General features: G+C 66.6%; 15 protein-coding genes and 1 pseudogene. 11 read left to right on the top strand and 5 right to left on the bottom strand.

The features are described 5' to 3' along the window. The first annotated feature begins 146 nt into the window (after positions 1-146). The gene (locus tag ABD172_RS06080; protein ID WP_344307885.1) at positions 147-878 is read left to right on the top strand and encodes a PucR family transcriptional regulator; all 732 of its coding nucleotides are present in this window, start codon (positions 147-149) and stop codon (positions 876-878) included. 32 nt (positions 879-910) lie between these two features. Here ABD172_RS06080 and ABD172_RS06075 read toward each other — a convergent pair whose 3' ends face one another. Beyond that, positions 911-2,632 (bottom strand): PucR family transcriptional regulator, encoded by a 1,722-nt coding sequence (locus ABD172_RS06075; RefSeq protein WP_344307883.1) that lies wholly within the window; start codon positions 2,630-2,632, stop codon positions 911-913. A gap of 199 nt (positions 2,633-2,831) precedes the next feature. On the opposite strand from ABD172_RS06075, the gene pxpA reads away from it, so the two are divergent. The 7 genes and pseudogenes from pxpA (at position 2,832) to ABD172_RS06040 (ending at position 8,246) form a co-directional block, all read left to right on the top strand. Then, the gene (gene pxpA / locus ABD172_RS06070; RefSeq protein ID WP_344307881.1) at positions 2,832-3,563 is read left to right on the top strand and encodes a 5-oxoprolinase subunit PxpA; all 732 of its coding nucleotides are present in this window, start codon (positions 2,832-2,834) and stop codon (positions 3,561-3,563) included. 76 nt (positions 3,564-3,639) lie between these two features. Beyond that, positions 3,640-3,873, top strand: coding sequence for an acetyl-CoA carboxylase (locus tag ABD172_RS06065; protein WP_344307879.1), 234 nt, complete (start codon positions 3,640-3,642; stop codon positions 3,871-3,873). Between the two features lie 20 nt (positions 3,874-3,893). After that, positions 3,894-5,246 (top strand): acetyl-CoA carboxylase biotin carboxylase subunit, encoded by a 1,353-nt coding sequence (locus ABD172_RS06060; RefSeq protein ID WP_344307877.1) that lies wholly within the window; start codon positions 3,894-3,896, stop codon positions 5,244-5,246. Further along, positions 5,243-5,932 (top strand): annotated as a pseudogene (locus ABD172_RS06055) (5-oxoprolinase subunit B family protein); the annotation flags it as partial. The gene ABD172_RS06060 and the pseudogene ABD172_RS06055, both read left to right, overlap by 4 nt. Before the next feature lie 236 nt (positions 5,933-6,168). After that, entirely contained in the window at positions 6,169-7,134 is a 966-nt protein-coding gene (locus ABD172_RS06050) for a 5-oxoprolinase subunit C family protein (protein WP_344307896.1), read from the top strand. 199 nt (positions 7,135-7,333) lie between these two features. Continuing rightward, positions 7,334-7,516: a hypothetical protein gene (locus ABD172_RS06045; protein WP_344307875.1), complete on the top strand. Its 183-nt coding sequence runs from the start codon at positions 7,334-7,336 to the stop codon at positions 7,514-7,516. Further along, a complete protein-coding gene (locus ABD172_RS06040; RefSeq protein WP_344307874.1) occupies positions 7,509-8,246 on the top strand; it encodes a hypothetical protein in 738 nt (245 codons plus the stop codon). The genes ABD172_RS06045 and ABD172_RS06040 overlap by 8 nt, the downstream gene beginning before the upstream one ends. On the opposite strand, the gene ABD172_RS06035 is transcribed toward ABD172_RS06040, so the two are convergent. The 3 genes from ABD172_RS06035 to ABD172_RS06025 form a co-directional block, all read right to left on the bottom strand. Then, on the bottom strand, positions 8,191-8,940 hold the full coding sequence (locus ABD172_RS06035; protein WP_344307872.1) for a Pr6Pr family membrane protein: 750 nt from the start codon (positions 8,938-8,940) through the stop codon (positions 8,191-8,193). The two genes, ABD172_RS06040 and ABD172_RS06035, sit on opposite strands and share 56 nt — an antisense overlap. A 63-nt stretch (positions 8,941-9,003) precedes the next feature. Further along, the gene (locus ABD172_RS06030) at positions 9,004-9,288 is read right to left on the bottom strand and encodes a hypothetical protein (RefSeq protein WP_344307870.1); all 285 of its coding nucleotides are present in this window, start codon (positions 9,286-9,288) and stop codon (positions 9,004-9,006) included. Positions 9,289-9,305: 17 nt separating this feature from the next. Continuing rightward, complete coding sequence (locus ABD172_RS06025) at positions 9,306-10,238, bottom strand: hypothetical protein (protein WP_344307868.1); 933 nt, start codon at positions 10,236-10,238, stop codon at positions 9,306-9,308. Between the two features lie 305 nt (positions 10,239-10,543). Between ABD172_RS06025 and ABD172_RS06020 the strand changes: the two genes are divergently transcribed. The 3 genes from ABD172_RS06020 to ABD172_RS06010 all read left to right on the top strand — a co-directional run bounded on the left by ABD172_RS06020 (position 10,544) and on the right by ABD172_RS06010 (position 12,666). Then, entirely contained in the window at positions 10,544-11,332 is a 789-nt protein-coding gene (locus tag ABD172_RS06020; RefSeq protein ID WP_344307866.1) for an LPXTG cell wall anchor domain-containing protein, read from the top strand. Between the two features lie 307 nt (positions 11,333-11,639). Beyond that, a complete protein-coding gene (locus tag ABD172_RS06015; RefSeq protein WP_344307864.1) occupies positions 11,640-12,233 on the top strand; it encodes a winged helix-turn-helix domain-containing protein in 594 nt (197 codons plus the stop codon). Beyond that, positions 12,226-12,666 carry a HEPN domain-containing protein gene (locus ABD172_RS06010; protein ID WP_344307862.1) on the top strand — a complete coding sequence of 147 codons (441 nt, stop codon included), beginning with the start codon at positions 12,226-12,228 and terminating at the stop codon, positions 12,664-12,666. The genes ABD172_RS06015 and ABD172_RS06010 overlap by 8 nt, the downstream gene beginning before the upstream one ends. Positions 12,667-12,714: 48 nt before the next feature. Here ABD172_RS06010 and ABD172_RS06005 read toward each other — a convergent pair whose 3' ends face one another. Then, positions 12,715-13,032: a hypothetical protein gene (locus ABD172_RS06005; protein ID WP_344307860.1), complete on the bottom strand. Its 318-nt coding sequence runs from the start codon at positions 13,030-13,032 to the stop codon at positions 12,715-12,717. Positions 13,033-13,989: the final 957 nt, after the last annotated feature.

Below are 13,989 nucleotides of genomic sequence, written 5' to 3'. Positions count from 1 at the left end.
ACGAGCTGGCCCCCGGCCCCTCGATCAGCGGGCCCCAGCGACGCGAATATTCAGAGCGAGACCGAATTTCGTTGAGCCGCGCGCAGGACGTTCTACGTGCCATTTCGGACCTACTCAGCGCGTTCGCCGGATTCGATAATTTTGCTATGACTTCACGCCGTGAAGAGTCTGCGGCGATCCTGCGTGAACTTAGTCGTGGGCTAGAGCCCTCGCGTGAAGAAATATCCTGGACACGAATGGAACGTTTTGGATTTCACCACTATGAGTACATTCGCGTTGCGCGGCTGACTTTCGCCAAGAACGAGAACTCAGGACTAGCGTCGCAGGAACTCACCGGACCCGCGTCACGCCTGTTCAACGACAGGTCCACACTCCAATGGCAATCCGGTTCAACCTCCTCGCACACTGAACTCACCGTGTTGATCGCAGGAGAAGACCCCCTGGAGATCGCACACGACGGATACCGATTGACCGGCGGCGTCTCAGAACCCTTCACATCTCTCACTCAAGTACGGACGATGCTCAGAACAGCGGACGTCGCACTGGAGATGGCTCGGCACCGAACAAGTTCGAGCTCTATAGTCCACGTCGATTGGATGCGGCCGCATGAATGGGCCACCGCCAGGCTCAGTGCCAACGGCGACCAGGTGATCGCCAAGCGATTCATTCGCAGGCTGGAGCTGGACAACGAAACCCTCACGACAATGCAAACGCACTTTTCCCATGAGATGGACGTGGCCGCGACTGCCCAGAAACTCAACGTTCACGAGAACACTGTGAGGTACCGCCTGAAGAAGCTCGAGGTAGCGCTCGGATCATCGATACACGATGCGAGAACCGTGGCCGACATCGTGCTGGCTCTCAAACTGAGCCTGTAGCGACAGCGCCGTTTAATCGCAGGCCGGTGGGCTTATCTGCTTCCTTCCCGCCCCACTACCTCCATCGCCACCAGGCACAACGCCCGGTCGGCACCATCATTGAGGTTGAGTCCGAGCAGCTGCTCGATCCGATCACGGTGCATGCGGATCGTGTTCCGGTGCGCGCCCATCCGCACTGCAGCTGCCGCCACCGAGGACGTCTCCACGATCGCCCGCAAGGAGGCCACGAGTGCCGCAGAGTCAGGCGAACTCAGGACCGGGCCGAGCACCTCCTGCGCCACCACCTCGCGCATGACGATCGGCAGAGCCTCGACCACGTCACCGAGCACCATGCTCTCCAACACCTGAACGCCACCGGCACTCGCCGCGGCACCCGCCGCTCCGCCTCGGGCACCGCCGCCGGCACCACCGACCACCGTCAGCCGCGCACAGGCCACTACCACCTCCGCCCAGGACGTCGCCGGCGCGCTCATCGACAGGCGGTCGCCCACGTCACCACGCACCACATCCGCCACCGTCGCCTCGATCCGCGGTTTCCCCTCCTCCGGCACCCGCTCGTCCACGAGCACCCGAGGCGCCACGAGCATTCGCAACCGCGTCGCTGATTCCATCGGAACGACCACATGCTCGGCTCCCAATGCGGAGACCAGCCTGCGTGCCACGAGGTGCATTCGTACCCGGCTGCGTGCCCGCAGGTCCATGACGACAACCCCGTCGGCGCTTCGGATCCCGAACGCAGCCGCAGCTTTCGCGACCTCGTCGACAGCACCACGATCCAGGCGCTCGAGCGCGGCGGCGAGACGGTCCGCTGCGTCCGACCGCCACATCCGGGACGTGAGACTCCGCGTGAGCACCATGCCGATCACCGCAGCCGCAGGAGACAGAAGCGTCCGGGCCTCCTCCGGATTCGTGATGACCACTCGACCCTTCTCAGCAGCCTCGTTCCAGCGGATCGATCCAGCAGACCCCGGCCGGCCCGCCGACGCTCCCCCGGCGCGGTCACCGGCGCCCTCACCAGCGATGGAGCCGGCCACATCCACCGCAACCTCGACCGCCAGGCTCCATGTCTCCTCCCGGCCCACTGCGAGCGGCAGCCCGAGCGGCACCTGCCGCCGTTCGACCTGCAGTCCACCCGAGAATCCGTCCGCAGATCCGCGCGAGACCGATCCCGTGCGCGTCTCCACCGCGGCATCGGAGCCCGTGCCGGTCGACCTCAGAAAAACTCCGCCGGCGTCGTCGCAGATCGCCACGACGAGCCCCGAACGGCGTGTGATGTAGTCGATGATCTCGAGCAGGTCGTCCCCCGCACTCGCCATTCGCGTGCATTCCTCGGCGATCGTCCACGCGAGTCGTGTGATCTCGAATCGTTCGTGCTCGAGTACGGTCGACACCGTCTGCTGCAGCCGCAGGAACGGCACATCTCGCGGCACTTCGAGCACCGGCAGATCGTGCGTCCGAGCCGATTCCAGAAGCCCTGCCGGCACGTCACTGTGCGGAGTGCCCGTACCGAACGCGATCGCGCTCACACGCGCCTTCACGAGCCGCTCGACATATCCGTCCCAGATCCGCGCGTCTGTGAAGTTGAGCGCCAGACCGGTCGTGAGCACGAGTGCGTGTGGCTCGAGGTACGGACCGGGATCGATCGACTCCGTCACGACAGCCTGTGCGACCTCGGCCCCGAGCGATAACCCCGAGCTCGGCGTCGCGAGCGTCAATCGCAGCAACCGATCCGTGATGAGATCCCTGACCTGCATATGCCCTACCTCCGACGATTCCCGGGCGCTTTTCCCGTGACGTTGCGAGGCCGCCCCGCCTCGTACGGCACACGCCCCGCACCGACCGACCCCACCAACTGATGTGCACTCTGCACAATAATCGACGTCACATTTCACCGGCTTGACCCTGCACCGCACCCATCGCCGTCCCTAGGATCGAGTGCCAAGGAGGTGCGTGATGCCCATCACCATCAATTCGGACCTGGGCGAGGGCCTGGGACTGCACAGCTTCGGGAACGACCCCGAACTCATGACTCTCATCGACCTGGCGAATGTCGCCTGCGGTTTCCACGCTTCGGACCCGCAGATCATGGACGCCACCGTGGCACTCGCCGCGGAGAACGACGTGAAGGTCGGCGCCCACCCCGGCCTGCCCGATCTCGTCGGGTTCGGCCGCCGTGCCATGACTCTGAGCCCGGACGAGGTCGAGAACCTCGTCACCTACCAGGTCGGCGCACTCGTCGGATACCTGAAGAAGTACGACCTGCCGCTCAACCACATCAAGCCCCACGGCGCGCTCTTCGGCATGATCGCTCGCGACGCCGAACTCATGGCGGCCGTCGCCCGCGTCGCTATCCGCTACGAGGTACCTGTCCTCGGCCTCGCGAACACGCTGCAGAAGACCGTGTGCGATGACATGGGCGTGCCCTTCATCGGCGAGATCTACGTCGACCTCGGCTTCAGTCCTGAGGGTGCGCTCGTCATCGAACGCGCTCCCAAACCCGCGGACCCGGCCGCAGCCGCGGACCGGGTCCGGACCGCCATGACGACCGGTGCCTTCCCGGCGAACGACGGCACCACCCCGGTGTCGCTCGAGTTCGGTTCGGTGTGCGTTCACTCGGACCCGCACAACGCAGCCGATGTCGTCCGTGCCGTCCGCGCCGCCATCGACGACGTCGAGAAGCACTGAGCGTCGAGAACAACTCACCACGGCGTCGTTCACGACGACCACCACTCCACACACCTCAGCAGAAAGAGGCACGCACATGGCCGACATCGTCTCCCCGCTCCCCGGCATCTTCTACCGCAAGCCCGCACCGGACAAGGACGCCTTCGTCTCCGAGGGCGACACCGTCGAGGAGGGCCAGACCATCGGCATCGTCGAGATCATGAAGCAGTTCACCGAGGTGAAGGCCACCGCGGCCGGCACGCTCACGGAGTTCCGCATCGACAACGAGGGCACCGTGAACCCGGGCGATGTCATCGCCGTCGTCGAGTGACCCCGATTCAGGACACGACCATGCAGAAACTTCTCATCGCCAACCGTGGCGAGATCGCCGTGCGGATCATGCGTACGGCGAAGCGCCTCGGGCTCACCACCGTTCTCACGGTGAGCGAACCCGACAAAGACTCGCTCGCTGCCCGTACCGCGGACGAGGTCGTCGTCATCGGCCCCGCTCCCGCCGGTTCCAGCTACCTCAACAAGGACGCCGTGCTGCGCGCGGCCCTCGACTCCGGGGCGGACGCCGTCCATCCCGGGTTCGGGTTCCTCTCCGAGAACGCGGACTTCGCCCGTATGGTCGCCGAGGCGGGCCTCACCTGGGTGGGGCCGTCACCGGAGACCATCGAGCTCATGGGCAACAAGGCTCGCGCCCGTGAATCTGCGCGGGCCGCCGGGGTCCCGACTTTGCCGGGCACCGACGGCCCGCTCCCGAAGGACACCGACCCCGCAGCGGTCGCCGAATCCATCGGGTTCCCTCTCGTCGTCAAGGCTTCCGCCGGTGGTGGTGGACGAGGGATCCGCCTCGTCGAACGCCCCGAGGACCTCGCCTCGACGATCGACATCGCCCGCGCCGAGGCAGGAGCTGCCTTCGGTGACGACACCGTGTACCTCGAACGGTTCGTCCGCCGTGCCCGCCACGTCGAGGTCCAGGTCCTCGGCGACGGCACCTCGTTCATCCACCTCGGCGACCGCGACTGCTCGATGCAGCGACGTCAGCAGAAGGTGCTCGAGGAAGCACCCGCGCCGAACCTCCCGGACTCGGTGAGGGAGACCATCCGTATGAGTTCGGTCGAACTCGCCCGCCGCAGCGGCTACACCGGCGCCGGCACCGTGGAGTTCCTCTACGACGCAGAGCGCGAGGAAGCGGCATTCATCGAGATGAACACCCGCATCCAGGTCGAGCACCCGGTGACGGAGATGATCACCGGGATCGACATCGTCGAACAACAGCTGAGGGTCGCCGCCGGGGAGGGCCTCGGAGTCACGCAGGACGACGTCGCCTTCGACGGTGCCGCGTTCGAGGTCCGGATCAACGCGGAGGACCCCGCCAACGGTTTCATGCCGTCCCCCGGTGCGATCACCGCGCTCACCTGGCCGACCGGAGAATCCGTCCGCGTCGATTCCGGTTTCGAGGAGGGATCCGTCGTCGCTCCGTTCTACGACTCGATGATCGCGAAGATCATCGTCCACGGGACGGATCGCCCGACCGCGCTCGAGAACCTCCGCACCGCGCTCGCGGACTTCCACCTCGACGGTGTGAAGACCACCGCACCCCTCGCGGCGGCCCTGGCCGCACGCCCGGAACTGGCCGAGGTGACCCACCACTCGACCTTCGTGGAAACCACTCCCCACCTCCTGGAGGATCTATGACCACCCCAGCAGGCGCCTCGGCGACGGTATTGCCGAAGGCCCGGTACACGTTCGGAGGCGACGAGTTCCTCTTCGTCGAGGTCTCCGAGGCGATGAGTCTTGCGGCGAACTTCCGCGCCACGCTCATCGCGAAGGGCATCGCCGACCGGGGCATCGACGGCATCGTCGAACTGTGCCCGGCCAACGCGAGCCTTCTCATCCGTTTCGATCCCGACGTCATCCACCCGTTCGAACTCCGTGACACGGTGAGCGCGATCGAGGACGAGGTGATGGCGGGCGGCTCGTCGATCCTGGAGACCCGCGTCGTCGAGATCCCGGTCTGGTACGAGGACCCGTTCACCGCCGAGGTGGTGCAGCGGTTCCGCGAGGGGTACCACCAGGATCCGAGCGGCACCGACCTCGACTACGCGGCGAAGGTCAACGGGCTCGCGGACGCTGCAGCGTTCATCAAGGCACACCAGGAATCGCCGTGGCTCGTCACGATGGTCGGATTCGTCGCGGGGCTGCCGTTCATGTTCCAACTCGTCGACCAGGAGCGCCAGCTCGAGGTGCCGAAGTACCGCGCGCCCCGGACCGATACCCCGAAGCTCACCGTCGGGCACGGTGGCGCGTTCGCGTGCATCTACTCGGTGCGCGGCGCCGGCGGCTACCAGATGTTCGGCGTCGCTGCGGCACCGATCTTCGAACCGGCGCAGCAGGGTGCCGACTTCCGCGAGTCGATGTTCTTCTTCCGTCCCGGTGACGTCGTCAAGTTCCGCCCCGTCGACAAGGCGGAGTACGAGGCGATCCAGGAGCAGGTCGAGGCCGGCACCTTCACCTTCAAACAGGCCCCGGTGCAGTTCGACATGGACCGTGCGCTCGCCGAGGGTCCCGCCTACAACGCCGAGCTGCTCTCCGTTCTCGAGGAGGACCCCGCAGGAGCATCGAAGTTCTCACCCCCGGCCTGTCGACGACCGTCCAGGACCGTGGTCGTACCGGGTACTACCACCTCGGGGTTCCGCAGGGTGGCGCGCTCGACGGTTTCTCCGCGCAGGCGGCGAACGCCCTTGTCGGCAACACTCCCGACGACGCCGTCCTCGAGATGACCTTCATGGGGTCCAACCTGCGGTTCACCGAGGACGCGGTCATCGCCGTCGCCGGCGCACCCGTCGAGGTGAAGGTGAACGGCGAGGCGGTACCGACCTGGGAACGCGTCGCGGTTCCGGCTGGTGCGACGGTCGAGTTCGGGATCATCCAGGGCGGTTCGCGGTACTACCTCGCGGTGCGCGGTGGCATCGATGTGCCCGTTGTCCTCGGCTCCCGTTCGACGTACCCGCTCGGTGGATTCGGTGGTTTCGAGGGCCGCAAGCTCGAGGCAGGGGACGTGCTGCCGATCGGATCGGCCGCCGGCTACCGGGATCTGGATTCCGCGGTCACGTCGGTCCCTTCCGAGCAGCGCCCCGAATTCTCCAAGGAGCAGTCGGTCCGCGTGCTGCCCGGACTCTACGACTTCCGTCTCACCGACCGTGGTCGTTCCAACCTCTTCACCGGAGAATGGAAACTCAGCCCGGTCGCTGACCGCGCCGGCCTCCGCTACGAAGGACCCGGAGTCGAATGGGTCGAACGCGAACAGCCGTTCGGAGCAGGCTCGGACCCCTCGAACATCGTCGATGCCGGATACGCCGTCGGCTCCATCCAGATCCCCGGCGGCACGCAGCCGATCATCCTCCACCGGGATGCCGTCTCCGGCGGCGGCTATGCCATGGTGGGCACCGTGATCAGCGCGGATATGGACGTTGTCGCCCGTGCGACCCCCGGCACCGTCACCCACTTTGTCGAAGTGACGATGGAGGAAGCACTCGCGGCACGTGCCGAGTACAACGCGGCGGTCGCGAAACTGTGGGATTGATCGTGTGACGGAGTGATCCGGGTCGGCCGCGGCGGGCCCGGGTAGCCGAGTACGCCCGAGTGGCGGTGGGATCGAACCGATCCCACCGCCACTGAGTTTTCGTGGTGACTGTCGGAATCTCTCGCTCCGACCGCGCGTTCATCCGTATGTCCGTGCCCCCGTCTACTCTGTAAAATGTCTACCGAGAGAAGGAGGCGGCATGTCCACCGCAACCGTCATCACGTTCACGCGCGAAGAGGCCGAGGCCAAACGGAACGCAATTCTCGAGCAGGTTCGCGATCCCGACGAATTCCGACGCCGCGGCGAGAACTACGAGCTCGATCCGTCGGACCGCTTGCTCTACGACGACCTCCGCGAACTGGATTATTTACTCGGTGAATGAGCAGGACGACGCGCTCGGTTTCCTGGCGCAAGACTTTGCCGACGATCTCACCGACACCGTTCGAGCTGTCGTTGACGACGCCGCTCCCTTTGTCGCGACGAAGGTGAGCGGCGTCGCTCGCGTCTCGGTCCGGCAGTCCCCTTCAGAAGGGATTCCGCTCAAAGTCAATGGTGATCCGCTTCTAACCCTCCTCGTCAGTTACGAGTGCTGTTTGGACGGCGCCGAACAGTACCTCGCGGTCGAGAAGTCAGAAGTACGTGTCTTCGCCGGTGCCAAGACTTCACGAGAACCGCTCTTCCGATACGAGTACGACCGAAAAGCAACCAGGGTTCCTGCTGCGCACATTCAGATCCATGCACACCGTGATGCTTTCACCGCGACAATGATCCGAGCCGGGATGTCAACGCCCCGAGGAACCCGGCGGGCAAGAAGCAACGAAGTGCCGAGCGTGAGTGAGCTCCATTTTCCCGTCGGCGGGCACCGATTTCGGCCCGGACTCGAGGACGTTCTCGAAATGCTCATTGACGAGTTCGGCATCGACGGAGCATCCGAAGCCCGGAAAGCCCTCCGCGCAAAACGCGTCGAGTGGCGACGAAAACAGACTCGGTCCGCTGTCCGGGACGACCCCGAATCCGCCGTCGAGGTTCTCCGGTCGCTCGGCTACTCGGTGTCCTTCACCGGTGACGGACCGTTGCCCGAGCCGAATTTGCATCGTTTGAGCCAACCCTGAGGCGCATCCCCCACACCACAACAGCCCCCACACCCACGATCACCCCGGCGATCGCCACGATGTGCAGCACCACGGACAGCACTCCGTCCGCCGCCGGGTCGAGGAACGGGTACGGATACCAGGGCTGCTCCCCCGTCGTCGGTTCGGCGGCGATCGGGGCGCGCAGCATCGTGTAGATCGCCCACACGACGGGGAACCCGGCCACCCACCACAGCACGCGGAACGACACCCGGCGCACGCCCGGGCCGAACACCCCGTCGAGCACGACGAGCACCGGCCCGACCACGTGCAGTACCTCGTTCGCCCACCAGATCGAATCCGGATTCGGCGTGCCGTCGCCGCGCAACAACGCGTTGTAGACGATCCCCGTCGTCGCCATGCACGTCACGACGACCACCCGGAACGTGCCGAACCACACCGGCAGGTCACGCCCCCGCAGGAGCGCCACCCCGCCCATCACGAGCATCACCACCGCGGCGAGGTTCGACTCGTTCGTGAAGTACGAGACGAAGTTGAACCCGTACCCGACGACACTGCCGCCGTCCTCGGCGACCCCGATCGCACTCGCCGCACCCTGCCGGAACACCGCCACGCACAACACCACCGCCGAGGCGATCCGCACCCACGCCCACACCTTGGCGCTTATTCTGCTGCTCGGCATCTCCGAGACAACACCGGCCTCTTGGGACCTCATCGGTTCCTCCTCACCCTCCGAGAGTGCCGACGACGATGCTTCCACGCCTCACGCCCGCCCCCCTCACACCCTCCACGCATTCCACGTCTCCAACACCTTCCGCTGCAGCGCCTGCCGTTGCTGCACCTCGGCCTCCGACAATTCCGGCTCGGATTCCGACGCACTCGACGACTCACCACCCCGCGCGAACGCCACGTTCTCCGCGGACGCGAGGACCGCCTCGACGTCCACCCGCTCGCCCTGTCGCGCAGTGAACGCGACGACCCCGCCGAGTTCGAAATCCAACTCCCCGGCGAGATGCCCCGCCTGGAACGCGGCCATCACGTCGTCGGTCTTCTCGTCGAGCACGTCCGTCGGCACCCCCGTCACCGTGTATGTCGGCAGCCCGACGCCATCGGCGACGCCGAGGCGCGCACCACCGTCAGATCCGTCGCCCCCACCGTCCACAACACCTCGAGCGACGCCTCGAACTCCAACCACTCGTCCATCGTGAGCTCCGAGATCGCCTCCGGATGCTCCCGGTGCGCAATCGCCACCGCATCGAGATCGCGCCGCGGCCACATCGTCTGCGTTTCGTAGATCCGGTCGATGATCGTCGGATCGTCCGTCACCACCGACAGGAATCGCGACCGCACACCCACCGTCGTGACGCCCGGTTCCGCGAGTTCACGGGCGAGTGAATACTCCTTCTCGGCCCCATACCCGTCTCCGTCCGCGAGACTGTCGATACTCCGGTCCTTCGACGGATAACTGACCTCCTCGTACCGCAGTCCCCTGAGGCCGAGAGCATCCACGGACACCGTTTCCAGGTCGTCCGCCGTCGGCACCCACACCTCGAGCTGACCCGCACGTCCGAGGTACGAGGCCCCACCGAACTCCGCCTCCGGATGGATCGACCGCAGCGCCGCGATGCCGTCGGCGAGGTCGCCGAAATCGTTGTCACCGGTGCCGGCGCCCACCGCAACCCACTGCACACCGAGTTCCCGCGCGTGCTCCTGCACGTCGTCCACCCATGCGATCGGTGTCCCGTCCGCGAACTCCTCCGCATTCACGACGAATGTATCCAACCCCGGATGGTCGAGAACTCCCGCATCGACGACCTCGAGCACGTCCGCACCCGCGCCCATCCGGATCACCTGCCGCCCGGCGATCCCGTCCGCCACGACTCCCGCCACCCCGTCGATGTACGTGGTCCGCGGCAACGTCTCGAGCCCGGCATCATCGAGGTCCAGCCGTACAACGGCGACGTGTCCAGCACCCCGTCCTCCTCGCCCGGCACCGTCGTCCCGCCGGCGCATCCGCCCCGCTCCCGCGCCACCGCGTTCTCGTACACCCACTCGAACACAGGCACGTCCGCACAATCCGCGGTCACGAGCGCCTCCGAACCCTCGTACTCCGACTTCATCGCGCTCCGCACCGCGTCCATGTCCCGGCCGCTCGTCCCTTCCGTGAACGTCGTCCGGACGACGGTGAGGCTTCTCCCGAGGAGCACAGCCTCACCTTCGACCGCGCATCGATCTCCGTCGCCGAACTCGAGGCCGGCGAAGCGATCACCGCGACCGCATCCGGGTTCCCGCCCGGTACCCCCGACAGCGGTTTCCGGGTGCGGATCTCCCAGATCGACGGCGACATGAACCCGATCGGTGAGGACGTCTTCCTCGACGTCCCCTTCGATGAGCACGGCAGCTTCACACTCCCGATCGACGCGGAACTCCTCGACGGCGCCGGGGACGGTCTCCCCGGTACGTGGCGCGTCGCGATCGTCACCGGCGGGGACACTGCAGAGGACGGCACCGTCGGCGAGGTCGCCTGGTACGGGGACTTCACGATCACCGCAGGTGAGGACACCGGCGACGGGTCCGACGACGGCACCGTCGACGCCTCCCTCGCGCTTTCCCCGGGTTCACTCTCCCTCGGAGAGATCGCGGCGAACTCGGAGGCCGACGGCACGACTGGTTTCCTCGCCGCCATCAGCGGCCTCGCACCGAGCACCACCTACGATTTCCTCGTCCTCCACTCCGAGGACCCCATGGCCGGCGGCACGCAGTGGACCTTCGACACCGACGAGAACGGGGCGGCGTCCTTCGCGATCCCCGAGCTCTCCCGCCCGGACGACGCCTCGATCCTCGGCGAGTGGACCGCGGCGGTGAACGGCAGCGCCCCCGACGACCGCGACTGGATCGTCGACACCACCTTCACCGTCACCGCGGAGGCCGCCGCAGGCGGTTCCGCGGACGACTCCGAGACCGGAGGAGACACGACAGGAGACGGGGACGGTGCCTCGGGAACCCTGCCGTACACCGGTGCCACACTCAACGCGCTCGGGATCGCCGGTTCGCTCCTCGCGGTCGGCGCCGCCGTCCTGCTCATCACCCGCCGAGGCAGGAACTGAGCCCTGCGCTTCTGCGCGGTGGTCTCCTCCCCCTGACTTCTTCTCCGTGACTCCTTCCCCGTGACCGGTCGACCGAAAGCACGCCTACCGACAGCAGACCGAATCGAGATCTCCGGCCTCGCCGCGGGCGTCGTCCTGCTGGCGGTCGGCGGCGCGACGATCCTCGTGACCCGCCGTCGGGTGACGTGAGATCTGATCCGCATCCGATCGTTCCCTCAACCGGAAGACATCTTCCGGTTGAGGGAACGATCGCGTTCGTGAAGCACCCGTTGACGTTTCCTATAACCGGAAGATATATTCCCGTTTTGTGAAGACTCGCGCGCCGCAGCTCACTCCGTTCGTACGCTCCGACGTCGTCGGAGCGCTTCTCGCCGAGCTCTACGGTCACCCCCAGCGGGAGTTCACCCTCGCCGAACTCGCGCGACGCACCGGGGCGAGCAACCCCGTCGTCCATCGTGAGATCGGACGCCTCGTCGAGAACGATGTCCTTCGCGACCGCCACGAAGGCCGCAACCGGTTGGTTCGAGCCAACACCGACCATCCGCTCTTCCACCCGATGAGCGAGGTGATCGCCTCGACGTACGGCCCGATCCCCGTCCTTCGCGAACTCTTCGAGGGCATCGAAGGCGTGGACGACCTGCAGATCTACGGTTCCTGGGCCGCGCGACGCGCCGGCGAGGCAGGCGCATATCCGAACGACGTGGACGTGCTCGTCGTAGGCGCCGTCTCCCGGCGGGCCCTGTCCGACATCGCCGCAGCCGCCGGCGAACGACTCGACATGCCGGTCAACATCACGCGCTTGGACATGGACGAATGGACGACCGAGAATCCGTCACCGTTCGTTCGCACGATCCGCGCACGGCCCAGAGTGAGCGTCCTGACAGGCGAAGTCCATGACTGACACGATCGCCGAAATGCTCGCCAATCGTCGGCTGGAACGTGTCGCACGAAACGCGGATCAGGCCGAAACGATGATCACGACTGCAGAAAAACATCTCAGGACTGCACGCATGATCGCCGAGATCGAGGACCATGCCATGGCGTTCACCGCAGCGTACGACGGTGCACGAAAATCGCTCGCCGCCGTCCTTGCACTCGAGGGCCTGCGAATTCGTCCAGTCGGCGGCGCACACAGAAACACAGGAGTCGCGGCGTCCGCGTTCGTGGAGGACGGCTCTCTTCGAGACTTCGACTGGATGCGACAAATCAGGAACGCAACGGAATACCCGGACGACACCCGACCGGAAGCAACTCGCCAGGACGTCGAAGAGGCGATTTCGGCAGCCGAGGCGATCATCGCCGCATGCGCGCGCTACGTTCTCGCTCGTCGCTGACACGTGCGACACGCCTCGCGCTGATGACTTTGATCCATTGCCCGCCCTTCACGGCCGGTGCTCGCGGGCGGTGAGCAGCCACAGGCCCAGCCCGGCCATGCAGAGTCCGATGGCGACCTCGACCGGCCACCTGAACGCCGCGAACACCACGCACGGCACCCACGCCGTGAACACGAGAACACACACGCGCCACTGCACCCACGTCACCGACCGCGTCCCGGCGCCTGATCCACCTCCGAGGTGCTTCCGGCTCCCGAGGTTCGCTCCGCTTCCGAGGCCGGGCCCACCCCCGACCCCCGCCTTCCGCACCAGCAGCCCGGTGAGCCACCCCGCGATGACCACCGGCAGGAACAGCCACAACTGCACGATCCTTGCGAACCGTCCACGTGTGAACTCGTACGGGATGTCGAACAGGGGCATCTCCGAGCGCCGCGGTTCCGGCAGCGGTCTTCCCGCCGTGCCCGCTCCCGCATCGCGAGCGCGAACGGCCGGTCGTCGTGCTTCGCATCGTCGACCGCGGCGGCCCGGACGGCCTCGACATCCGCCGAGGCGGGATCGGGGATCGACGCCGCGTCGAGTGCCGAACGCAGGACATCCACCGTGACCGCCGAATCCTCGACCGCCTCGCCTACGTACACCTCGGCGCGCGACCGCAGGCGGTGCGGCGCCGAGTAGTACAGCTCGAGTGGCACGACCGCGACCGTTGCACCGTCCCCTCGCGGTTCCTCACCCTCCGCCCGCGGTTCCTCACCACCGCCCGAAACCGGCGTCGGCATGCCAGGCCTCGACCTGTCGCGTGCGCCCGCGCGAGGTCCCGCCGGTCGCCCCACGTCCTCGAGCGCGTCCGCGACGGCCTTCAACGCGTCGTCGTCATCGTCGAACACGACGACGTCGTTCCCCTCCCGCAGCAACGTGGCCAGGGCGCGATGGTCGGCCCGACGGCCGGGCGCCTCGGCGGTGGAGGAAGCGGATTCGACGGAGGTGGCGGATCCCGTGGAGGCGCTCGGATCGAGGACGTGCGCGACCTCGGGCAGCGCGGCGCGCACGACGTGAGGGTCGACCGGTCCGTTCCGGTGCCGGACGAGGAACAGGACGGGGCGGCTCGCCCCGGCGGCGAAGGGCCTGTGGCCCCGGAGCGGCACGGACTAGAAGGTGAGGCGGACGAGGACGTGCGCCCAGCGGTGGAGGAATGCGTCGAGCGGGTTCACACCTCGGGCCTCATTCATGCCCAGCAGCCTATCGAGGACGCGCTACCGGGCCGGAACGCTCGGTGCTGCAGTTCGGCAGCAACGCCTCAACACGCCGAACGGACGTCCAGTATGC

This window comes from Brevibacterium samyangense (genome assembly GCF_039529845.1).
GTDB classification, from domain to species: domain Bacteria; phylum Actinomycetota; class Actinomycetes; order Actinomycetales; family Brevibacteriaceae; genus Brevibacterium; species Brevibacterium samyangense.
The sequence above is the reverse complement of the archived record's forward strand: the minus strand, read 5'-3'. Positions and strand labels throughout refer to the sequence as shown.